Genomic DNA, 21,993 nt, shown 5'->3' on the forward strand with positions numbered 1-21,993 from the left:
CGTCGTCGCGGCCGCCTGGGCGGCCCTGCCTCCTCTGGAAGCGCCCGTCACGCTCCGACTCACGCGCACCTCGCGCGGCGCGCGGTTCGATGCCGCCCCCGAGCGCCGGACGGACGTCTGGATCGGACGCGGCACACCGTTCGACGCGCGAGCGCGACGTGACGTGAACGACTCGCGGACGCTGGACGCCGTGCTGCCCGCCAGCCTCGCGGAAAGTCCGGACACCGCCGCGCTGTACTTCCTGAGCGGGAGTGGCGTGGTGCGGTACGCGCCGCCGATCGGACTGCACCGCATCCTGCCCGCCGACGTCGACTTCACCCAGCAGCCGATCTTCACCCGGGCGCTCCCCACGAGGACGCCGTCCGGACGGACGGTCTGGACGTCACCGTACCTCGACGATGCCGGTCACGGGCTGCTGGTGACGGCCAGCACACCCGCGTACCTGCATGGCGAATTCCGTGGGATCGTCGCGGCCGACGTCTCCCTCACGCGGTTGGCGGAGCGTCTGCGAGACCTCAAGCCCACCCCGGGCGGGTTCGCGGTGCTGCTCGACACGCAGGGACACGTCGTCGCCGCGCCCGACCGTGCGCTCGTCACGCTGCTGGGACGCCCGGCGCCACGCGGAGCCCGGGGTGTCCTCACGCTGAACTTGCTGGACGACCCGTCGTCCGCGCTGCACGCGCTGCGCGTCCCTGTCCGCGAGCGGTCCGACGGTCTCGACTCCGCAGACGCTCACGGCGCGCCCTTCCTCGTCGCGCACGCCCGGCTTCCCACGCTCGGCTGGACGCTGCTCACGTTCGCGCCACGTGACGAGATCACCGCGCAGTACGCCGAGGTTGCCGGGACCATCGCCCGGGGCTCCTCACGGACGCTGAACTCGACGCTGCTGGTCCTGCTCGCGAGTGTCGCGTTGACGCTGCTCGTCGTGGAGCGGCTCGCGCGCGTCACGATCCTGGCGCCCATCGCCCGGCTGACTCGCCTGGCACACATCGTGAAGGGCGGGCAGCTCGACGAGCGCCTGCTGCCCGAGTCGAGCGAGGAGTTCCGGGTGCTCGCGCGTTCCTTCAACGGCATGCTCGACGCCCTGAAGAGCGGACGGGAAGCCCTGCGGATCGGTGAGGAGCGCTACGAGCTCGCCGTGCGCGGCTCCAACGATGGCTTGTGGGACTGGAAGGTCGCCACGGGCGACGTGTACCTCTCCGCTCGCTGGAAGGCCATGCTGGGCTACCGAACCGGGGAGCTGCCCGACCACCTCGACACCTGGACGGCCCTGCTGCACCCCGACGACCGAGCGCGCGTCTCCACGCTGCTGCGCACCCACCTCGAAGGTCCAGGAGACCTGCTCGAATACGAGGCTCGACTGAAACACAGCGACGGCTCGTACCGCTGGATTCTGACGCGCGCCGCGACGCTCCGGGACGTCTCGGGACGTGCGACGCGGCTGTCCGGTTCGACGTCCGACGTCACCGAACGCGTCGAGGCGCTCCGGTTGCTCGAGGAGCGTGTCGACGCACGCACCCGGGATCTCGAGGGGGTGCTGTCCGTCACGCGTGACTTCACCTACGCCACGAGCCGCGCACGGACCCTCGACCGGCTGGCGAGCAACGTCGCCGCCGCCGCCGGAGCGGACGCGGCCGTGGTGAGCCTCGACGCGACCGCCACCGACGTGGGCGCGGTCGGACGTCACGGCCTGCCCGACGACGCTGACCTCACCGTCGTCCTGCCCGTCGCGGGCGCGGTCGAGCGAGCCGACGAGGCGGCTCGTGTCAAACGGACGGCCAGTTGGCCAGCCGTGGTGCAGGTTCCGCTCACGCGGGGCGGCGAGCGTCTCGGGTGGCTCGTGACGTGCTTCGGATCCGAAGGTGAGGTGGATGCGGCGCGTGTGCATCTGCTCGTGGGGATCGCCGGGCAGGCAGCCGTCGTCGCCGAGAACGCAAGGCTGTTCGCGAGCGCCAGCGACCGCGCCGCGCTCGCGGAACGGCAGAAGCTCGCGCGGGACCTGCACGACAGCGTCAGCCAGGCGCTCTACGGCATCGCGCTGGGCGGACGCACGACGCTGCGTCAGCTCGAACGCGCGCCCGACCAGGTCGAAGCGTCCGTGCGGTACATGCTCAGCCTCGCGGAGGCGGGCCTCGCGGAGATGCGCGCGCTGATCTTCGAACTGCGACCCGAATCGCTGGAGCAGGAAGGGCTCAGCATGGCCCTCGCGAAGCTCGCGAGCGCGCTTCACGCCCGGCACGGGCTGGAGGTGACGCTCGACCTGGGCGAGGAGCCCGCCTTGCCGTTCGACGTCAAGGTGGCGCTGTTGCGCGTCGCGCAGGAAGCGACGCACAACGTCGTCAAGCACGCGTCGGCGTCCTCCGTGGACTTACGCCTCAAGGTCACGCAGGACGCCGTGACTCTCGAAGTGCACGACGATGGGGTCGGCTTTGACGTTCTCCAGGTACCGGAGGGTCGGCTGGGTCAGACGTCGATGCGCGAGCGTGCGGAGATGGTGGGCGCAACGTGCCGAGTCATCAGCGAGGCGGGTGTGGGAACGCTGGTGCGCGTCGTCGTTCCCCAGGAGCGGTGAGCCGTTCGTGCAGCGTCACACTCACGAGTCCTCCCGCTCGGCGTTTCCTTCGCTCCGTGGGGAGCCCTTCGGGGCAGGTGTCGGGCGCTGCAAGTGAACGTCCGGTTGGGTTTGTGCCGCACTCGCCATGACGCCAGTCGGTGGGTCGTTGAGGGCGGACGACGGCGGCCTCGATGTCCTCGATGCTCGGGGGATCGTCGAAGGTGGTCATGTGGGCCAGCATGGGCGCCGGTGGGGTGGGCGTCTGTCGATTCACCTCCGGACGCGTCACGACCTGTGGTGGCTCCGAGGGCCCGAGGAGAGGACAAGGCGCCAAGGCTCACCTTCACGCCGGGACGCGCGGTCCACAGTGAGGGATGAAGATCGGATACGTCCGCACCAACGGTCCTGCCGAAGTGCCCATGGAGCAGACCCGCAGGTTGATCGAAAGTGGCTGCGAGGCGTTGTTCCTAGAGTTGAGTGGAGGCGAGCACCTGCAACGTCCCGTGATGCACCGCATGATTCTCGGACTGGAACCCGGCGACGAGGTCACGCTGGTGGACCCGACGCGGTTGAGTGAGGACCAACCGTCCCAGATGGCGATCCTCCTGCGGCGTATTCAGGACAGGGGCGCCTCCGTCCGTGTCCTGCCCGTGCACGAGGGGGACGAGGAGACCGCCGGGTAACGCCGTGAGCTTGCCGCGGCCGCCCTCCTCAGTGCCCGGGGAGTGCGTCCTCGGACGTTTCGTGGCGTCGCGTCCCGGCTTCGTTCACCTGAAGTTGTCGTTCGAGGTCCTGGCGGAGACGCGCGATCTTCTCCTGAGTCTCCAGAGCCGCTGCCTCCAGTGCCGCCGTGTGCGCCCGCAGGATCTCGTTCTCCCGTTCCATCCGCGCGATGTCCTCGTCCTGACGTTCCGCGTTCTCCTGCATGGCGGCGATGTGCGTCTGCGCCGCCGTGGCTTCTCGTTCCAGCGCCGCCTTCTGCTCCGCGTGCGCGGCGCCTTCCTCTTCCAGCACGCGAAGGCGGTTCATCACGTCCTGACCGATCTGATCGAGTTGATGAAGCTGCCGCTCGGACCGTTGGGGCTGTTCACCGAGAAGCTGCGTTTTCGCGTTGTCGCTGAGTTGCCGGAGGGTGGTGATGTGCCCGACGGTGCTGGCTTCGTTGAGGGCCAGGGCGATCAACGCCTGAAGGTCAGCGGCCTGTTGGTGCGTGAGCTGAGCGAGGTCGGTCAGCAGTTGCGCGCTGATCTGCTCGATGGGGGTACCGCGCACCTCGGTCAGGGCGTCCTGGATGGTGACGCGCAGACGGTTGGAGATGTCGAGTTGCACGCGTGAGGACTGCGCGATGTGCTCCAACGCGGTCACGTGAGGTCCGGCGGCTTCGTGGAGGTTCGCGAGGGGCAGGGCGTGCAGCTGAGCGAGGGTGGTGGTGAGAACCTCGCGGAGGGACGCGGTGAACAGGATCTGCTCGCGTCCGGCGCTGATGAGCCGTTCGAGCGCGTCCCGTTGAGCGAAGCCCGCGGCGCCGACGTGCTCGCGGGCGGTGCTGTAGGAGCGGCGCTCGGCGGCGTCGTGGGTGTCGTCGGGCATGTGGTGCAGTGTACGCGTTCACGTGGACCGCTACTGTTGGGGTGGGACAGTCTGTCGGGTTGGCACGTACCACCGCGCGCCCGGGGCGCCTGGGGCGCCTGACGGTGCCGCCGGTGAGCAGGCGAAGTTCGTGAGGGTCCACGTGCCGGTTACCAGGGACGCGCGTGAACCCGGTGAAGCTCGCCCATCGCGACCGTCGGGCCGGGCCTGTCGGTCATCGAGCCGGACCACATCCGGTTCGTGCTTGCGCTGATCGTGCTGAGGCGTCTGGTTGGGCGGGCGGAAGGAGCCGCAAGGTCATCATGGCGTTCAAGGCGGCACACAGCATGACGCTGGTGCTGGCCACACTCCGGATGTGGACGTGGGCGCCGAGGGTGAAGGGGCGCCGAGGGCGCCTCGTCGCCCATCATGACGCAGGATCGCGCCGCGCGCGGACGCCGCCTTCACTACACTGAACGTCATGCCCGCGTGGTCTCCCCTGATGCTCAGCCGCCTCACCGGCCGTCACCTCGACGCCTACCGTCACCCTCAGGCCGAACTGTGGGCCCGCGTCACCGCGTGGGCGCTGCCCGACTGGCCCGGCAGCTGGTACCACCTCGGTCTCGTCTACAAACGTCAGGCGCGCTGGCACGCCTCACAGCGCGCGAACGCCGCCGCTGGGAAGCTCCACCCCGAGTACGAACCCGCGTGGTGGAACATGGGCATCGCCGCCACCGCCCGGGGAGACTGGGGCGAAGCGCGCCGCGCGTGGACCGCGTACGGCATTGACCTGCCCGAAGGGAGCGGCGCGCCCGACATGAACATCGGGCTGACCCCCATCCGTCTCGACCCTGAGGGGCGCGCGGAGGTCGTGTGGACGATGCGGCTCGACCCGGCCCGCGCCCGGATCGTCAGCGTGCCCCTGCCCCCCTCGAACCGACGGTACGGGGACGTGGTACTGCACGACGGCGTCCCCACCGGGGAGCGGGTGCTGGATGGGGAGGCCGTCCCGGTGTTCGACGAGCTGGAACTGCTCGTGCAGAGCCCCTACGGCACCTTCCACGCGGACGTCCGAGTCGAGGAAGGCGAGGACTTCGCGGACCTGGTCGAGCTCAGCGAGACGCACGGGGTGCGCGCGCAGAACTGGACGGCGACCATCCGGCACCTTCCGCGCGAGGTGAGTGAGGGCAGCGCGCCCGCCTTCGAGGACCTTCCCATCGAGGAGACGGCGCAGCTCGGCATCGCCGCTCGCACGCAGGAGGACGCGCGGGCGTTCCTGACCGCGTGGACGCGGGCGCGTGCGGGGCGGGAGCTGCTGGACCTGCACCTTGGCCTGCGCGGCACCGAAGTGACCGCGTGACGGGGAGGATGGCATCGGACGTGTTCCCGGGTCGTCGCCGGGCCCGACCGCTGAGCGCGGTGGGCGAGCCGGGCGGTGGGCGGCTGCGCGTCTCCGGACCGCCCTCCTTCAGGAGCGGCGGATTCATGGAATCCGTCGTCTCGCGGCTGGACGACATCGAGTGGGTGTACCGTGTGGAGGGCGACACCGTCGAGGACGACTGAACGCCAGCGTCCTACGCTCCGCCGGGCACGACCCGCAGGGCCGCCACCGCCCACCCGTAGACCTCCACGAGGTCCTCGTCCTCGCGTTCGTCGACGCCTCGCTTCGAGCCGGGCGAGCGTCTCGGGTCGCGCGAGCCAGAGCCGAAGCTGCGTTCCCTGCCCCGGACGGGCATCCCAGAAGCCGTCCGCGACCAGCGCCCCGCTCGAGGCGGACCTGACCGAGGTGACGACGTTCGTCGCCACGCAGTTCGGCATGGCCGACGTCATGGCGGGACTCCTGCACGCTCAGGCGACGCACCTCGACATGCCCGGGTTCGTGATCCGTGACGACCTCGACGGGTCCATCACCAGCCTGGCGTTCACGGCGATCGAGGGCGCCGTGGCGATGCTCAACACGACCGCCACACGTGAAGACCGCCGCGGGCGCAGTATGCAGACTCCAGCACGGTCTTCAGCGTGGCTGCGAGCACTTCTTCGTCAGCGTCACGGCAGGAGCGGACAACGCCAGCCGTCGGAACCTGGAGCGGACTGGTTTCATGCCCGTCTTCGAGAACGTCGTGTACGCCACGACGGGTTAGGAAGGCCGAAACGCGACGCCGCGGACGCCACACCGTAGTCCGCGCTCCCTCCTCGGGCAGGAGCGCGAGGAGGGAGCGCTCATCCACTCCGAGTGACCGCCCCGCGACCGTCGGCTCGCTCCCAGCCTCACCCCACGCCGCAGGTACACTCACCCGAGCGCATCAGGGGCTCCACTGACCCGCCGGGCAGGTCGCCGACCTCGTCCACCTCACCGCTGCTTACCATGAAGTCCACGTGCACCGCGCGGCGGTGCCCACCCGCCGCGCTGACCGCCGTCCAGACGTGCTCGTCGGTGAGGCCGACGCGGAGGTCCACGACGGGCCTGGGGAAGTGCAGCGCCTCTTGGCCGCGCACGTTTGGGTGCGCGCGGGCGAGCCGTCCCGCCGTATGGGTCGTCAGGTCTCGTTCGGCCTCGTGTAGTACGTCACCTCGAACGCCGCTCGGAATCCCATTCGCTCCAGGTTGCGTCGACTCGCGTTCCCCTCACCGGCGGCGACGTCCACGAAGAAGTGCTCGCAGCCCACCCGCAGGCCCTCACGGAACCTGCGCGCAATCAACGCGGTCTGCCCGCCCCGCCCGCGACTCCGTGGCCGTGTCGCCGTGGTGTGGAGCAGCGCCATGTCGCCCAGCACCGTCAGGAGCCCGGCGCTTCCCAGCCCGTCCTCCTCCTCCACGACGTATCCCTTCCAGTCCAGCGCCGTCATGAACTGCGGGAAGAGTTCCGCCGCGTGGTCCGGCATCCCGAACGCCTCCGCGAGCACCGCGACCGCCCCGGACCGATGCTCCCGGGTCAGGTCCGCCGTCGTCGGCCCGTCCTCTCCGTACGCCTTCAGCGCGGCCCGCGCCGTGGACGCGGAGGCGTACAGCACGAGGAGCCGGAACGCTTCACCGAGACCGTACGTTGCCAGCAGGTCGGGCAGGTCGACCGGACGGGTCCGGGGATCCACGACCAGCCCCCATCCCTGCGCTCGCGACGCCTCCACGACCTCGAGGAGCGCCTCGACGTCCGCGTCCGTGGCGGGCCGGTCGAGGCCGAGACCGCGCACCGGGTTGAACGTCGGGACGGGCATGGCCCGCATGAGGTGCAGCACACCCCCGCTGAACGGCACGCGTTCGATGCCCGCGCGCTCCCGGAGGTCCTCGGGAAGCATCCGATAACGGTCGAGCATGTCCTCGTTGAAGGCGTCGCGCCGTTCGGCGGCCGCGTGAACGTCCAGGAGGGCAGCGGCGGTGTCGAGCTGGGTTCGAGCTGTGGTCATGCGGTTCCTCCGGCGCTTCGAGGGGCGGTGGCCTGGTCCGTCGTCCAGCCGCGACAGGCGTTGAGGTGGACGCGTTCGAACGTGGGAGGGGTGCCCTGAGCATACCCCAGGTGCGCCCCGCGGACGAGAAGAGCTGCCCTCAGGTCAGACCAGCACGCGCCGCGTCGCCCGCGGACCAGGACGCCGCTCGAGGCCCGGTCGACGATTCACCGACAGCATCGGCGCGTTCACGTCGAGGTCGAACGTGAGTATCCTCGTGAAGCTCACCTCACGTGCCCGGCGGATCGTCTCCACCTCGAGCGCGCCAGTCCCTTCCCGCGCGCCTCCGGCGTCACGGCCGTGAAGGGATCGAGCGCGCCCAGCGGGTGCGGCGCGATCACGGCGAAGCCCGGCCACGCCTCACCACGTGTGGCCAGCACGGTCCATTCCGGACGGACGATCGACGAGGCTCGCAGGGCCGCCCGACTGCGCTGCCGGCATGCGCGGCAGTCCCGCGAAGTCCGGTGTTTCCGCCACACGGTCCGCGTCGAAGTCGTACAACCGCGTCCAGTTCGCCTCGTCCTCTCCCGGGGCGCGCATGTCTTTGAAGACGATCCCGGCCCGTGCGGCGGCACTCCGCGGGCCTCGTGCGCGGCCTCATCGAAGGTCGTGAGGTCCAGCGAGGACTCGAAGCGGAGAGAGCGCGGTGCGTACCCGCGCCGTTCAGCCCACGCACGTGACGCCGGGTTCGTGCCCCGCACGTTCCTTTCCAGCGAACGGGCACCCTGGGCGCGCGGTGTCGTCCACGTGGGCGAGGAGCGCCGTGCCGAACCCACGAACCCACGTCCCCGCACGTCGGGCGGCATGATGAGGTTGACGACGTACTCTGCCGTGCGGAACGGGTCGCTGCACAGATGCGCCGTGCCCTGAACGTGTCTGTGGGCGTCCTCCAGCACTCAGCGGCGCATGAAGTTCACCTGCGCGCGGAGCTCGGCGAGCGCACGTGGCTGACCTTGCGCGACGAGCGCGAGCAGCGCCTCCGCCGCTTCCCTTGGGGTCATGGTGGACGTGTCGAGCGTCAGGTCGTACGTGACCCGCGTGGTGTCGATGCCGCGCTGCACCGCGCGGGACATCCCGAGGATCTTCTTGTCCGTCCGCTCTCGCTCCCAGCGCTCGGACACCTCCAATGGCGGGTTCAGGTGCACCAGCCACGCATCGTATCCGCCGAAGACCTTCGCGACCTCCTGCACCAGCCGCTGATCCCACAGGCAGTGATCCGCGACCACATGGAAGCCGGCGTCGAGGAACGCGCGGATCGCGTGGTGCATGCCCGTGAAGAAGCGGAAGCCGACGTCGCCGGTGTGGATGTCCTCCACGAGCAGCGTGTCCCCGTCGAACCGCCCGATCCAGTGGAAGCCCTGATCGGCGGGCGTGTCGAGCCCGTTGTATTTTCCGAAGATGAAGCGCCAGAAGTGATCCACCCCGGCGGCCAGCCACGGTTCGTCCGCGAGGGCCGTCAGGGCCTGCTGCGCGCTGCTCTTCCCGGCGCTGGTGGTGCCGTTGAGGATGATCAACTTCCCTCGCGTCATGCTTCCTCCCTGATTGTGCGTGCGTGAGGTCAGCGTACACCTCGCGGAGAGCACGTCCGCGCGACGATGCGGTTCGTTCCCTCTCCGAGGGTCTGTACGCCGCGGGCAGGGGACTCATGGCGGTCTTCAGTCATCCCGACGACGAGTGCGGCCGCGCCGCCACCCTCGCCAAACACGCCCGACGCGGCGACGACGTCCTCATCGTCTGGACCACCCACGGGGAGATGTCGAGCAAGTTCAGCGGCGTCCCCCTTGACGAGGTCGAAGGCATGAGCGAAGGCTAGGCGCGCGACGTTGCGGAAATCAGCACGTTCACGCCCCACCCCGATCATCGTGCCACGGTCAAAGTCGCGTACGACGGGATCGTCCTGGCTCGTCTCCCGGAGGTACTGATGGAAGCGGCGACGGACCTCCACGGGGCAGCCGAGGCAGACGCCGATGTTCCCGGCGCCGCCTTCGCTGGCGTCCATGCTGGCGACGCGGTGACCGGCCTCGCCGATGCTGGTGATGAGTTCGTCCTGTTCCGGGTAGGGCTGGGGCAGGCGGTCTCCTTCGGCGGGCGTGGAGATTGGGTCCTCACATTGAATCTAACATGGATTGTACAGATTCTACCGCATCAGTGTGGGGTATGATCGGGATTCCGCGAGAACAGCGGGGGCGGGAGCGTCCGGTTCGAACCACCGCTCGCTCGCTCAACCCGGTGCTCTGGGTTCCAGACGCCTCCTTTTCCCTCGGTCTTGACACCTCTTCCTCGGAAGTCTATAGTGATCACAACGTTTACATTCTAACAGCAGCATGTTAACTCCTCAGGAAGCAAGGAGGTGGACCAATGAGGCGCGCCACCATCAAGGACGTGGCCTCCCACGCCGGGGTCAGCTTCAAGACCGTCTCCTACGTCCTCAACGGCGGCGAGAAGGTCAGCGACCGCACCCGCGACGCCGTCATGCGCGCCGTCAAGGCGCTCGACTACCAACCGCACCGCGCCGCCCGCGCCATGCGCACCGGACAGGCCTACTCCATCGCCCTCGTCGCGTACGGCGCCGACGACACGCCCGCCTACGGCAACCTCGCCGACCCGGCCGTCGCCGTCATCGTCGCCGCCATGACCGAGGTCGCCGAGCGTCAGGGCTACACCCTCAGCCTCACCAACTTCACCAACGCCGACCTGGGCGCCTACGCCCGCGGGCTCGCCCAGGGGCACTTCGACGGCGGCATCTTCATCCCCTTCGCGAACAACGCCGCCGCCCTCACGCCCTTCACGCACGCCCCCATCGTCGTGATCGACCAGCCCGACATGCCCGAGGACGTCCCCGTCGTCTGCGTCGACTACCGCTCCGGCATCCGCGACGCCGTGAAGCACCTGCACGCCCGCGGACGCCGCCGCATCGGCTTCGTCGGCGGGCCCCGCGACCTCGACGCGTACCACAACACCGAACGCTACGGCGGCTACCACGACGGCCTTTTTACCTGCGGGCTCACGCACGACCCGGCGCTCGTCGTCGGCGCGGACTTCTCCTTCGACGGTGCCCGCGCCGTGTTCGGTCAACTCATGACCGCTCAGCCCGACGCGATCGTCGCGGCCTCCGACCGCATGGCGATCGGCGTGCTCCGCGAAGCCCGCGCGCGCGGCCTGCGCGTCCCCGAGGACCTCGCCATCGTCGGGTTCGACGACCTGGAGGTCGCCCGGTACGTCGACCCGCCGCTCACCACCGTGCACCACCCGCTGACCCTGCTCGGCCGCCGCTCCGCCGAACTGATCATCGACCGGCTCGAACACCCCGCCGCGGAGGTCGCGCCGCGGGTCACGCTGCCCACCCACCTCGTCGTCCGCGACTCCGGCTGAACTGCGGTCTGCTCCGGTCGGAGGTCGCTTGGCCGTCCCACATTGCTCGTCCCCGAATCACAACGTTGACATTGGCCCTTCGCCGCTCACCCCAAGGAGCCCACCATGCGCCTCACCCGCACCACCCTCGCCCTCCTCACCGCCGCCACGACCGTCACCACCGCCCACGCCCAGGGCAGCAAGACCATCACCTACCTCACCCCCCAGCTCGAAACCCAGGGCTACACCAAGACCATCCTCGACCTCTCCCGCGCCTACAGCCAGCAGCACAAGAACGTCAGCGTCAAGTACCAGAACGTCGCGCAGACCGGCCTCGCCCAGCAACTCCAGCTGTTCGCCGCCAGCAACAACCTCCCCGCGCTGTTCGCCATCGACCAGCCCAGCCTGCTCGCGCAACTCCAGCAGAAGGGCCAGGTCGTCGACCTCGAAGCGACCTTCAAGAAGCTCGGTCTCCTCGACAAGCTCAACCCCGCCGCCGTCACCCTCCAGAAGAAGCTGGGCGGCGGCAAGCTCGTCGCGCTGCCCCTCGAAATGAACATCGAAGGCTTCTGGTACAACAAGAAGATCCTCGCCGACAACGGCATCAGGGAACCCCGCACCTGGGACGAACTCACCGCCGCCGCCGCGAAGCTCCAGCAGAAGGGCGTCCAGCCCTTCGCCGCGTCCGGTGACCAGAAGTGGCCGCTGACGCGCCTCATCGGCGGGTACGTCGCGCGCAAGTACGGCGCGGACGCCATGGACCGCGTGCGCGCAGGCACCCTCAAGGTCACCGACCCCGGCTTCGTCGAGGCGGTCACCGCCGTCGCGGACCTCGGCAAGAAAGGCTACTTCGGGCAGGGCGTCAGCACCATCGACTACGACACCGCCATGAACACCTTCCTCCAGGGCAAGGCCGCGATGTTCTACATGGGCAGCTGGGCGCTCGGGAACTTCAACGACGCCAAGCAGAACAAGATCGGCGCGAACAACATCGGCTTCTTCAACTTCCCCACCGTCAAGGGCGGCAAGGGCACCGCGAACGACTGGAGCGTCAACACCGGCCTCGTCGCGTCCGTCAGCAGCAAGCAGAACGACGCCGCCCTCCAGGACTGGATGAAGTACGTGTTCGGCAACTTCGGCAACAAGGCCTTCGCCGACCAGGGCCTCATCACCGGCTTCAAGGTCACCCAGCAGCCCAAGAACGTCCCCGCGCTCACCGCGATGGTGCAGAAGAAGATCAGCGGCGTGAAGAACCCCTACCTGTGGTTCGAGGCGTACTTCAGCCCCAAGGCCACCACCATCGCCACGGACAACGTGCAGCCGCTCGTCACGGGCGACCTCAGCCCGCAGGAGTACCTCCAGCAGCTCCAGGCCGCGCTGAAGTAACCCACGGGGCGGCCCTCCCACGGGGGAGGGCCGCGACGCGTTCGGAGGGACCATGGAAAGAACACTTCGTGACTGGCGCGCCATCCTGATCTTCGTCGGGCCCGCGCTGCTGCTCTACACCCTCGTGCTGCTCGTGCCGATCATCTGGTCGCTCGGGTACACCGTCTACGAAGGCTCACCCATCGCGGGCTTCAAGTTCGTGGGCCTCACCAACTACCAGCGGCTCTTCGACGACCCCACCTTCCTCAAGGCCCTGTGGTTCGGCACGAAGTACGCGCTGTTCGTGTCTGCCGGTCAGGTCATCCTCGGACTCCTCCTCGCGCTGCTCTACGCCTTCTACCTCAAGCGCAGCAGCGTCCTCGTCCGCACCCTGGTGTTCCTCCCGGTGGTCCTCCCGACCGTCGCGGTCGCGCAGATGTTCGCCAAGCTCTTCGCGATCGCCCCGCAGTACGGCCTCGTCAACAGCTTCCTCCACGGCGTCGGCCTCGACCAGTACGTCCAGGCCTTCCTCGGCAGCGGCGCCAGCGCCTTCTGGGTGATCGGCACGATGGACATCTGGAAGGCGATGGGCTTCTACGCCATCCTGCTGTACACCGGCCTCGTCGACATCCCCGAGGAGACCATCGAGGCCGCCCGCCTCGACGGCGCGCAAGGCTGGACACTCGCGCGCTTCGTGGTGCTGCCGCTCCTCGCGCCCATCACGGTCGCGTCCTTGATCTTCAGCCTCAACGGCACCCTCAAGGTCTTCGACAGCATCGTCGCGCTCACCAACGGCGGACCCGGCACGGCCACCACGCCGCTGACCCTGTACATGTACAAGACGTCGTTCACGTACGGCGAGTACGGCTACGGCAGCACCCTCGCCCTCACCCTCGCCGTGCAGTGCCTGATCGTCACGCTGCTGATCTTCTGGCGCGCCCGACGCGCGGAAAGCCGGTGACCCGCATGCAACGCTCCACCACCCCCGCCGTCCCCACCGCCAGGACCGCCCAACGACCCTCCCCGCTCGCGTGGCTCGCCCGGCTGCCCGTCACGCTGCTGGTGCTGCTCGTCGTGTTCGTCTCCGTCTACCCGGTCGTGTGGATCTTCCTCTCCAGCCTCAAGGGTCAGGGCGAGTTCACCGCGAACCCCATGTGGGCGTTGCCGCAGGCGATGGAGTGGAACAACTACGCCCGCGCCTGGACCGAAGGCAACATGAGCAAGTACTTCGTCAACAGCGTCACGTCCGTTCTCCCGGCGCTCGCGCTCGTGATCATCCTCGGCACCATGGCCGCGTTCGGCATCGAGATCATGCGCTGGAAGCTCCGCAACGTCGCGTCGCTGCTGTTCCTCGCGGGCATCATGGTGCCCATCCAGGTCGTGATCCTGCCGCTGTTCACGATGTACTTCAAGGTGCACCTGCTCGACACGCGCCTCGCCCTGATCCTCACGTACACCGTCTTCGGCCTGCCACTCGTGGTGTTCTTCCTCGTCGGGTACTTCAAGACCTTCGCCCGCGAGATCATCGAGGCCGCCATCGTCGACGGCGCCAGCATCTACCAGGTGTTCTTCCGCATCGCCCTGCCGATGGTCACGAACGCCATCGTCACCGTCGCGCTGGTGCAGTTCTTCTTCATGTGGAACGACCTGCTCGTCAGCCTCACCTTCATCCAGAACCCGGACATGCGCACCGTCCAGTCGGGGCTGCTGGCCTTCACCGGACAGTACGGGCAGCGCGAGTGGGGCCCGACCTTCGCGAGCATCTCCCTCGCCGTCGCCCCGACCGTGCTGGTGTACCTGCTGCTCAACCAGCTCGTCATGAAGGGCATGGCCGCCGGCGCCGTCAAGGGCTGACCCCGCCCACCCCGGGGCGGGACCCCGGACGCCTCGGTCCCGACGCCCCCACGCCACCCCAGCTTCTCGAAGTGGAGACCGCATGACCGTCACCAACCCCACCGGCACGACCTCCTCCGGCACGCCCACGACCTCCTTCCTCCGCGTCCTCGACGTCCGTGCCGAACACACCCGCGGCGCGCTCGGCACCGGTGACGCCGCCCCGCGGCTCAGCTGGCGCGTCGAGACGACCACCCCGGACTGGCGGCAGCGCGCCTTCGCGGTCGAGGTCACCGACGACGCGGGCACGCTGCTCGGCGCGACCGACCGCGTCGAGACGGGCGAGTCCGTGTTCGTCCCGTGGCCCTTCCGTCCCCTCGGATCCCGCGAGCGGGTCCACGTCCGCGTCCGCGTGTGGGGTCAGGACGACCACGCCTCCGAGTGGAGTGAGCCCCTCACGATCGAGACGGGCCTCCTCACGCCCCAGGACTGGACCGCCGCCTTCGTCTCGCCCGCGTCCGACGAGGACCTCAGCGCGCCGCAACCCACGCCGCTGCTGCGCCGCGAGTTCGACGCGCGCGGAGGTCTGACACGGGCGCGGCTGTACGTCACCGCGCAGGGCGTGTACGAAGCGCACCTCAACGGCACCCGCGTCGGCGATCACGTCCTCGCGCCCGGCTGGACCAGCTACCACACCCGGCTGCGCTACCAGACCTACGACGTCACCGACCTCGTCCACGAGGGCCGCAACGCCCTCGGCGCGATCCTCGGCGACGGCTGGTACCGCGGGCGGCTCGGCTTCGGCGGTGGCCGCCGCAACCTCTACGGCGACCGGCTCGCGCTGCTCGCGCAACTCGAACTCACCTACGAGGACGGCACCGTCGAACGCGTCGTCACGGACGAGTCGTGGCGCGCCGACACCGGCGCGATCCTCGCCGCGGACCTGTACGACGGCGAGACGTACGACGCGCGCCTCCATCCGGACGGCTGGAGCGAGGCGGGTTTCGACGACCAGGCTTGGAGCGCCGTGCGGCGCGTCGAACGTGACCTCGCCACCCTCGTCGCGCCCGAAGGACCCCCGGTGCGGCGCGTGCAGGAACTGCGTCCCGTCCGGATCTTCACCTCCCCCTCCGGGAGGACGCTGGTGGACTTCGGGCAGAACCTCGTCGGCTGGGTCCGCTTCACCGTGCAGGGCGAGGCGGGCCGCACGGTGACGCTGCGGCACGCGGAGGTGCTCGAACACGGCGAGCTCGGCACCCGCCCCCTGCGCTTCGCCGCGGCGACCGACCACTACACCCTCAAGGGCGAAGGCGTGGAAGTCTGGGAGCCGCGCTTCACCTTCCATGGCTTCCGTTACTGCGAGGTGGAGGGCTGGCCCGGCGAGCTCAAAGAGGACGACCTCGTCGCGATCGTGGTGCACAGCGACCTGGAACGCCGAGGGTGGTTCGAGTGCAGCGACGTTCTCGTCAACCAACTCCACGAGAACGTCGTGTGGGGCATGCGCGGCAACTTCCTCGACGTGCCCACCGACTGCCCGCAGCGTGACGAACGCCTCGGCTGGACCGGCGACATTCAGGTCTTCTCCCCGACCGCGAGCTTCCTGTACGACGTCTCGGGCTTCCTGTCGTCGTGGCTCGCGGACCTCGCCGCCGACCAGGAGGCGAGCGGCGCGGTCCCCGCGGTGGTACCGCAGGTGCTCGCCTCCACCCTGCCCGCCGCCGCGTGGGGCGACGCCGCCACCATCGTGCCGTGGGTGCTGTACGGGCGGTACGGCGACCCCCGCGTCCTGGAGCGGCAGTACCCCAGCATGAAAGCCTGGGTGGAGTACGTCCGCGGCCGCGCGGGCGAGACGCTGCTGTGGGACCGGGACTTCCAGTTCGGCGACTGGCTCGACCCCGCCGCGCCCCCCACCAACCCCGGCGCGGGCCGTACCCTGCCCGGCGTGGTCGCCACGGCGTACTTCGCCCGCAGCGCCGAGATCCTCGCGCGTACCGCGCAGCTGCTCGGCCGGAGCGAGGACGCCGAGACGTACCGGCGGCTCGCCGGGGAGGTCCGCGCGGCCTTCGCGCGCGAGTACGTCACGCCCAGCGGCCGGGTGCTGAGCGACTCCAGCACCGCGTACGCCCTCGCGCTGGAGTTCGCGCTGCTGCCCGAAGAGTCGCAACGCGACCGCGCCGCGAGAAGGCTGCGTGAACTGGTCCGCGAGAACGGCTACCACATCGGCACGGGCTTCGCGGGCACCCCGCTGATCTGCGACGCCCTCACCCACGTCGGGGAACTCGACGCGGCGTACCTGCTGCTGATGCAGCGTGAGTGCCCGTCGTGGCTGTACCCCGTCACGATGGGCGCCACGACCGTGTGGGAACGCTGGGACAGCATGCTGCCCGACGGCAGCATCAACCCGGGCGAGATGACCAGCTTCAACCACTACGCCCTCGGCGCGGTCGCGGACTGGCTGCACCGCACCGTCGCCGGCCTCGCGCCTGCCGAGCCCGGCTACCGGAGCCTGCACGTCGAACCCCGACCGGGCGGGGGGCTCAGCTTCGCCCGCGCGCGGCACGTCACCCCGTACGGCGCGGCGGAAAGCGCGTGGCGCGTCACGGACGGTCAGCTTGAGCTCAAGGTCGTGGTCCCACCCAGCACCACCGCGCGGGTCGTCCTGCCCGGCGTGTCCGAGTCCGTCAGCGTCGGCTCAGGCGAGCACCGCTGGACGCTCCCGTGGACGCAGGCGAACGCGCCCCGACCGGTCGTGACGCTCGACAGCGACTTCGACACGGTCGTGCGGCAGCCGGACGTGTGGACCGCCGTCACCCGCATCGTCGGAGCGCACTCGCCCGACCACCTCGGCGGCTTCAAGAGCGCCCTCGCGAGCAGCACCGACGACGCCACCATCCGGCGGGCCCTGTGGGGCTTCCCGCACCGCGAGGAGCTGCTCGTCAAGCTCCAGGACGCCCTCGACGCCCTCCAGGAGAACCCATGACCGGCCCCCGCACGCCCTGGCCCGACGCGCCCGACGTGGACGCCCGCGTCGAGGTCCTCCTCGGCCGCCTCACCCTTGACGACAAGGTCAGGCTCGTCAGCGGTCAACTCATCCAGGAACGCGCCGACACCGTCCCGCCGGTCGCGGACCTGCCCCTGTACCACCTCGCGGACGGTCCCGCCGGAATCCGCCGCGCCGGGGGCGCCCCCGGCGCGGGCAAGGCCACCGCGCTGCCCGCGCCGATCGCGCTGGCCGCCACCTGGAACCCCGACCTCGCGGGCGCGTACGGGGACGTGCTCGGCGCGGAAGCGGCCGCGACGGGGCACAACGTGCTGCTCGGCCCCGCCGTGGACGTCGCGCGCTCCCCGTGGGGCGGCCGGACCTTCGAGTCGTTCGGGGAGGAGCCGCTGCTGCACGTTCGCCTCGTCGTGCCGGAAGTGCTCGCCCTCCAACGGCACGGGGTGCAGGCGAGCCTCAAGCACTTCATCCTCAACAACCAGGAGCACGCGCGCAACAGCATCAATGTCCTCGCGGGCGAGCGGGCGCTGCGCGAGGTGTACCTCCCGCCCTTCGAGGCGGCCATCCGCGAGGGGCACGCCGCGTCGGTGATGGCGTCGTACAACAAGGCGGACGGCGTGCACCTCTGTGAGGACCGTCGGCTCCTCACGGACGTCCTGCGCGGCGACCTCGGGTTCCGCGGGTGGGTGATCAGCGACTTCGGCGCGAACCACGCCACGAGCGCGAGCGCCAACGCCGGACTCGACTGGGAATTGACGTTCGCGCCCCGCTGGGGTGACGCCCTGCGCGGCGCCGTCGCCGCGGGCGAGGTGAGCGAGGCCACCCTGGACGAGATGGTGCGGCGCGTCCTGCGACCCACCGTCGGGCTCGGCCTGCGCGCCCCCCAGGTCCGGCTCGACACGCTCGACGAGGACGCGCACGACGCGGTCGCGCTGAACGTGGCGCGGCAGGCGGTGGTGGCTGCTCCGCAACGACCTTGACCTGCTGCCCCTGCGTCCCGGGGCCTTGCGGCGCGTCGCGGTGATCGGCGTGAACGCCGACGACGCGTCCACCGCCGGCGGCGGCAGCGCCTTCGTCCGGCCCCTGCGGCCCACCAGTGTGCTGGACACGCTGCGCGAACGGCTGGGCCCGACCGTCGACGTGACCTTCACGCCCGGCACGGACCCGATCGGTCCGGGCTCGTTGCTGCCGGGATCGCCGCCCGTTCCCTCGGACGTCGTCACGCCCGACGCCGGGGGACAAGACGCACGCGGCTTCCTCGCGCGGTACTGGCCGAACCCCGCCTTCGAGGGGGAACCCGCACTCACCCGCGTCGACCCGACAGTGGAGCTCAACCGGGGCTTCTTCGACTTCCCCGACTTCCAGGGCGCCACGCCCAAGCGGGCCGCGCTTCCCCCCGAGCTCGGGGTGCGTCTCTCCGCCCGCTGGTCGGGCACGCTCACCGCGCCCGCCACGGGTGAGTACGTCTTCACCCTCACCGTCGTCGGTTCGGGCCGGGTGCGGCTCGACGGGGAAACCTTGCTCGACGCGTCCGGCGTCCGACCCGAAGCGACGACGACCAGTCACGCGTGGGACGGGACGGGCGCGCGGGTGGTCGAGGCTGCACGCACCCTCGAGGCCGGGCAGACCGTCCAGCTCAGCGTGGAGTACGCCGCGGACGCGCCCGAGCAGTACTTCCTGTACGGCGCGCAGGTCCGGTTCGGCTGGCGTCCGCCGGCCGGGACGCTCACGCCCGCGGTGGTGGAGGCCGCGCGGGCCGCTCGGGAGGCGGACGTCGCGGTGGTCGTCGCGCGGACCTTCGAGAGCGAGGCGATGGACCGCGCGACGCTCGCGTTGCCCCACGACCAGGCAGGACTGATCCGCGCGGTGGCCGACGCGAACCCCCGCACGGTCGTGGTGCTGATGAGCGGCGGCCCGGTCGAGACGACCTCCTGGGATGAACGGGTCGGCGCGGTGCTGGAGGCGTGGTACGCGGGGCAGGCGCAAGGCCGCGCGGTCGTGGACGTCCTGCTCGGCGACGTGAACCCCTCGGGCAAGTTGCCGCTCAGTTTCCCCCAGGGGGACCGGCACACGCCCCTGACGCGACGCGAACAGTACCCCGGCCAGCACGGCGAGGTCCACTACGTCGAAGGCGTGAACGTCGGGTACCGCGGTTACGAGGCGCTCGGCCTCACACCGCGCTTCCCCTTCGGGTTCGGGTTGAGCTTCACGACCTTCGCTCTCGCGGACCTCTCGGTCACCCCGGACGAGCCGACCGCGGGCGCGTCCGTCACGGTCGCGTTCGACGTGACGAACACCGGCGGGCGCGCCGGCGTCGAGGTCGCGCAGGTGTACCTGCGCCGTCCGGGCGAGACGAGGCGGCTGGCGGGCTGGTCGCGCGTGCCCCTCGCGGCGGGCGAACGGCGACGCGTGGAGGTCACCCTCGACCCTGGTGCGCCCGAGCGGCCGTTCGCCCGCTGGAACGTCGAGTCGGGCCGCTGGGACGTCCTTCCCGGCGTGTACGAGGTGCTGGTCGGCGCGTCGTCGACGGACCTCGCGCTGCGCGCCGTCCTGCACGTCCCCGACGCGCTCACGCGGTCCGAGAGGAGTCTGGCGTGACGGTCACGGTCCTGCCCGCGCAGGCCGCGTTCGAGCTGCCCCTGTGGCCCGAGGGCGCGCCGACCACCCTCGCGGACGCCCGGACGGAGCGGTGGTTCACCACACCGCCCGAGGCGGCCTTCGCGTTCCGGCAGGTGCGCAACGTGACTCAGCCGACCCTGACGGGCTTCCTGCCGGACGCGCGCGTCGCGACGGGCACGGCGGTGGTCGTCCTCCCGGGCGGTGGACTGCACACGCTCGCCGTCGAGCACGAAGGGTACGACGTGGCGCGCTGGCTCGCCGGGCGGGGCGTCGCGGCGTTCGTGCTGAAGTACCGCACCATTGTGACCAGCGACCTCGACGACGAGTACGAGACGCTGTTCCGCGAGCGCCTCAAGGACGAGGCGGGCATGCGGGCCGTCACGCACGCGCACGAGCCGCACGTGCTCGCCGACGCGCAGCGCGCCCTGGACCTCGTCCGCGAACACGTCCGCGAGTGGCGCGTCACGCCCGGCCGGGTGGGACTGCTGGGCTTCTCCGCGGGTGGGTTCGTGACGGTCCGCGTGACCCTGCGGGGCGGCGGTCCCCGGCCGGACTTCATCGCGCCGATCTACGGCGCGATGTGGGACGACGTCACCGCCCCGCCGGACGCGCCGCCGCTGTTCCTCGCGTACGCGGACGACGACGACCTCGCCGAACGGGTGGTCGGGCCGAACCTCGCCTTGTACGAGGCGTGGCGCCGCGAGGGTCGATCGGTGGAGCTGCACGTGTACGCCCGGGGCGGGCACGGCTTCGGGATGCGCCGGCAGGACCTGCCGAGCGACCACTGGATCGACCGCTTCCACGAGTGGCTGCGCGCCCAGAACCTGCTGGGCACGCCCGTTCCCTGACACCCGGAGGAGGCAGGAGGTCTAGCCGCATGGAACCCTTTTCCTCCGAACGACTGCGTGAGCTGCTCGCCGAGCTGTACCCGCCTGGGCCCACGGCGACGATCAAGCCGAGGTTCCTCGACGAGTACATCGTCCTCGACGCGCCCGTCGAGGCAGGCGAGGGCTGCGCGTCCAAGCCGCTCGCGGCGCTGCTGTTCTCACCCTCGCTCGAGGCGCCCGCGCCACCACGTCGTCGGGCACGCTGACTCGACAAAGGACGGTGTTCGGCCCGCGGGTCGAACACCGTCCTCCCCTGAGGATCAGTCGTAGTCCTCGACGCGCCACTCGTCGTGCCAGTCGAGGTACGCCATCTCCCCGTCGAAGCGGACGGGCAGCCACACGTACCCCGCGCGGGACGTGTCCGGCGCGGCGAACACCTCCGGGTCGTCCTGCTCGTACTGCCGGAAGAAGTCGGACGGGCGGCCGCTGGCGAAGGCCGTCTCGAACATCTTCGCGGCCTTGCGTGCGTCGACGTCGCGGTCGCCGAGCCAGCGGTCCGCGAGGGCGATGTACAGGTCCTGCTTGCCGGGGTGCTTGAAGACCGAGCAGATCTGCGAGCGGTACGAGGTGCGGCTCTCGTCGTGCGGGTGCGGGTCGCCCAGCACCGTCCACGGGCCGTGGATGGTCCGCGCGACCGCCACCTCGGATGGGTTGGGGAAGTAGCCGGTGGTGCCGGACGTGAACAGGTAGTGCAGGTGCCCACGGCGGAAGTACGCGGGCGCCTCGCGGACGAAGGGCGGGTAGGGCTGCGGGAAGTGCGTGCTGTAATGCCCGGTGACGTTCGTGAAGTCGTCGGTGAGGTCCGCGATGATCAGTTCGCTGTGCACCCGTTCGAAGATGTAGTAGCCCTTGCCGTCGCTGGGATCGACGACGAGGTCGAAGTCGCCGGCGCTCATCCCGAGCGGGCTGAGGTTGGTGCGGACCAACCGGTACGGGCCGGTCAGCGCGTCCGCGACGAGCACGCTGGACTTCTGCGTGTCGTCCGGCTGCATCACCTTGAGCCAGCAGACGTACTGACGGGTGCGGGGGTTGAAGATGATGTGCGGGCGGTCCATCTTCTGCGTGGGATGCAGCGGGGAGGCGGGATCGTCGAGGTCCGGCGGGATGATCACGCCGAGGTCGTCCCAGTTGTACAGGTCCCGGGAGGCGTAGCAGCGCACGCCCCAGTGCCAGACGTCGCTGCCGCCGGTGGTGCGTTCCTTGTTCTCGCCGTACCAGTAGAAGGTGCCGTCCTCGTGCAGGATGGACCCGCCGTGCGCCTGGATGAGCTGGCCGTTCGTGTCGAGCCAGGGCTGGCCGGGCGTGATGGAGGTGCGGCGCGCCGGCGGGGTCGGCGTGTCCAGGGCTGGGGCGGCGTCGAGCTTGTCGGTGGTCATG

The 21,993-nt window shown here is 70.2% G+C and carries 20 protein-coding genes; 15 read left to right on the top strand and 5 right to left on the bottom strand.

Translation table 11 applies throughout. The features are described 5' to 3' along the window. Both DEIPI_RS35890 and DEIPI_RS0120905 read left to right on the top strand, forming a co-directional pair. Window positions 1–2,572: PAS domain-containing protein (locus DEIPI_RS35890; protein WP_169737175.1), on the top strand; the 2,572-nt coding region annotated here is incomplete at its 5' end. Window positions 2,573–2,928: 356 nt separating this feature from the next. Beyond that, complete coding sequence (locus tag DEIPI_RS0120905) at window positions 2,929–3,237, top strand: recombinase family protein (protein WP_045234814.1); 309 nt, start codon at window positions 2,929–2,931, stop codon at window positions 3,235–3,237. A 28-nt stretch (window positions 3,238–3,265) separates the two neighbouring features. On the opposite strand, the gene DEIPI_RS0120910 is transcribed toward DEIPI_RS0120905, so the two are convergent. Continuing rightward, window positions 3,266–4,144 carry a hypothetical protein gene (locus tag DEIPI_RS0120910; RefSeq protein WP_027483061.1) on the bottom strand — a complete coding sequence of 293 codons (879 nt, stop codon included), beginning with the start codon at window positions 4,142–4,144 and terminating at the stop codon, window positions 3,266–3,268. Between the two features lie 460 nt (window positions 4,145–4,604). Between DEIPI_RS0120910 and DEIPI_RS33260 the strand changes: the two genes are divergently transcribed. The 3 genes from DEIPI_RS33260 to DEIPI_RS40485 all read left to right on the top strand — a co-directional run bounded on the left by DEIPI_RS33260 (window position 4,605) and on the right by DEIPI_RS40485 (window position 6,264). Next, on the top strand, window positions 4,605–5,483 hold the full coding sequence (locus DEIPI_RS33260; protein ID WP_052351885.1) for a hypothetical protein: 879 nt from the start codon (window positions 4,605–4,607) through the stop codon (window positions 5,481–5,483). 8 nt (window positions 5,484–5,491) lie between these two features. Then, window positions 5,492–5,686, top strand: coding sequence for a hypothetical protein (locus DEIPI_RS38220; protein ID WP_157463857.1), 195 nt, complete (start codon window positions 5,492–5,494; stop codon window positions 5,684–5,686). Window positions 5,687–6,093: 407 nt separating this feature from the next. Continuing rightward, window positions 6,094–6,264: a hypothetical protein gene (locus tag DEIPI_RS40485; protein ID WP_169737176.1), complete on the top strand. Its 171-nt coding sequence runs from the start codon at window positions 6,094–6,096 to the stop codon at window positions 6,262–6,264. A gap of 127 nt (window positions 6,265–6,391) precedes the next feature. On the opposite strand, the gene DEIPI_RS0120935 is transcribed toward DEIPI_RS40485, so the two are convergent. The 3 genes from DEIPI_RS0120935 to DEIPI_RS0120950 all read right to left on the bottom strand — a co-directional run bounded on the left by DEIPI_RS0120935 (window position 6,392) and on the right by DEIPI_RS0120950 (window position 9,092). Beyond that, entirely contained in the window at window positions 6,392–6,619 is a 228-nt protein-coding gene (locus DEIPI_RS0120935) for a hypothetical protein (RefSeq protein ID WP_027483062.1), read from the bottom strand. A 41-nt stretch (window positions 6,620–6,660) separates the two neighbouring features. Continuing rightward, window positions 6,661–7,524, bottom strand: coding sequence for a GNAT family N-acetyltransferase (locus DEIPI_RS35895; protein WP_027483063.1), 864 nt, complete (start codon window positions 7,522–7,524; stop codon window positions 6,661–6,663). 935 nt (window positions 7,525–8,459) lie between these two features. Beyond that, complete coding sequence (locus DEIPI_RS0120950) at window positions 8,460–9,092, bottom strand: phosphotransferase-like protein (RefSeq protein WP_027483064.1); 633 nt, start codon at window positions 9,090–9,092, stop codon at window positions 8,460–8,462. A gap of 116 nt (window positions 9,093–9,208) precedes the next feature. On the opposite strand from DEIPI_RS0120950, the gene DEIPI_RS36935 reads away from it, so the two are divergent. The 10 genes from DEIPI_RS36935 (at window position 9,209) to DEIPI_RS0121000 (ending at window position 20,822) form a co-directional block, all read left to right on the top strand. Then, window positions 9,209–9,376, top strand: coding sequence for a PIG-L family deacetylase (locus tag DEIPI_RS36935; RefSeq protein ID WP_084474689.1), 168 nt, complete (start codon window positions 9,209–9,211; stop codon window positions 9,374–9,376). A 545-nt stretch (window positions 9,377–9,921) separates the two neighbouring features. Next, complete coding sequence (locus tag DEIPI_RS0120965) at window positions 9,922–10,935, top strand: LacI family DNA-binding transcriptional regulator (RefSeq protein WP_027483066.1); 1,014 nt, start codon at window positions 9,922–9,924, stop codon at window positions 10,933–10,935. 105 nt (window positions 10,936–11,040) lie between these two features. Further along, the gene (locus tag DEIPI_RS33270; RefSeq protein WP_052351886.1) at window positions 11,041–12,300 is read left to right on the top strand and encodes an ABC transporter substrate-binding protein; all 1,260 of its coding nucleotides are present in this window, start codon (window positions 11,041–11,043) and stop codon (window positions 12,298–12,300) included. A 52-nt stretch (window positions 12,301–12,352) separates the two neighbouring features. After that, window positions 12,353–13,240: a carbohydrate ABC transporter permease gene (locus DEIPI_RS0120975; RefSeq protein ID WP_027483067.1), complete on the top strand. Its 888-nt coding sequence runs from the start codon at window positions 12,353–12,355 to the stop codon at window positions 13,238–13,240. Window positions 13,241–13,245: 5 nt separating this feature from the next. Then, a complete protein-coding gene (locus DEIPI_RS0120980; protein WP_027483068.1) occupies window positions 13,246–14,133 on the top strand; it encodes a carbohydrate ABC transporter permease in 888 nt (295 codons plus the stop codon). An 82-nt stretch (window positions 14,134–14,215) separates the two neighbouring features. Next, window positions 14,216–17,092, top strand: coding sequence for a glycoside hydrolase family 78 protein (locus DEIPI_RS33275; RefSeq protein ID WP_045234815.1), 2,877 nt, complete (start codon window positions 14,216–14,218; stop codon window positions 17,090–17,092). Further along, on the top strand, window positions 17,089–18,090 hold the full coding sequence (locus DEIPI_RS35900) for a glycoside hydrolase family 3 protein (protein ID WP_052351887.1): 1,002 nt from the start codon (window positions 17,089–17,091) through the stop codon (window positions 18,088–18,090). Before DEIPI_RS33275 ends, DEIPI_RS35900 begins: the two co-directional genes overlap by 4 nt. Window positions 18,091–18,130: 40 nt before the next feature. Then, the gene (locus DEIPI_RS35905) at window positions 18,131–19,708 is read left to right on the top strand and encodes a glycoside hydrolase family 3 C-terminal domain-containing protein (RefSeq protein WP_245588615.1); all 1,578 of its coding nucleotides are present in this window, start codon (window positions 18,131–18,133) and stop codon (window positions 19,706–19,708) included. Then, window positions 19,705–20,577 (top strand): alpha/beta hydrolase, encoded by an 873-nt coding sequence (locus tag DEIPI_RS33285; protein ID WP_045234816.1) that lies wholly within the window; start codon window positions 19,705–19,707, stop codon window positions 20,575–20,577. The genes DEIPI_RS35905 and DEIPI_RS33285 overlap by 4 nt, the downstream gene beginning before the upstream one ends. 29 nt (window positions 20,578–20,606) lie before the next feature. Further along, window positions 20,607–20,822, top strand: a complete 216-nt coding sequence (locus DEIPI_RS0121000) for a hypothetical protein (RefSeq protein WP_027483069.1) — start codon at window positions 20,607–20,609, stop codon at window positions 20,820–20,822. 54 nt (window positions 20,823–20,876) lie between these two features. On the opposite strand, the gene DEIPI_RS0121005 is transcribed toward DEIPI_RS0121000, so the two are convergent. Beyond that, window positions 20,877–21,992: a family 43 glycosylhydrolase gene (locus DEIPI_RS0121005; RefSeq protein ID WP_084474692.1), complete on the bottom strand. Its 1,116-nt coding sequence runs from the start codon at window positions 21,990–21,992 to the stop codon at window positions 20,877–20,879. Window position 21,993: the final 1 nt, after the last annotated feature.

Origin of the sequence: Deinococcus pimensis DSM 21231 (assembly GCF_000519345.1) — a bacterium.
Taxonomy (GTDB): domain Bacteria; phylum Deinococcota; class Deinococci; order Deinococcales; family Deinococcaceae; genus Deinococcus_A; species Deinococcus_A pimensis.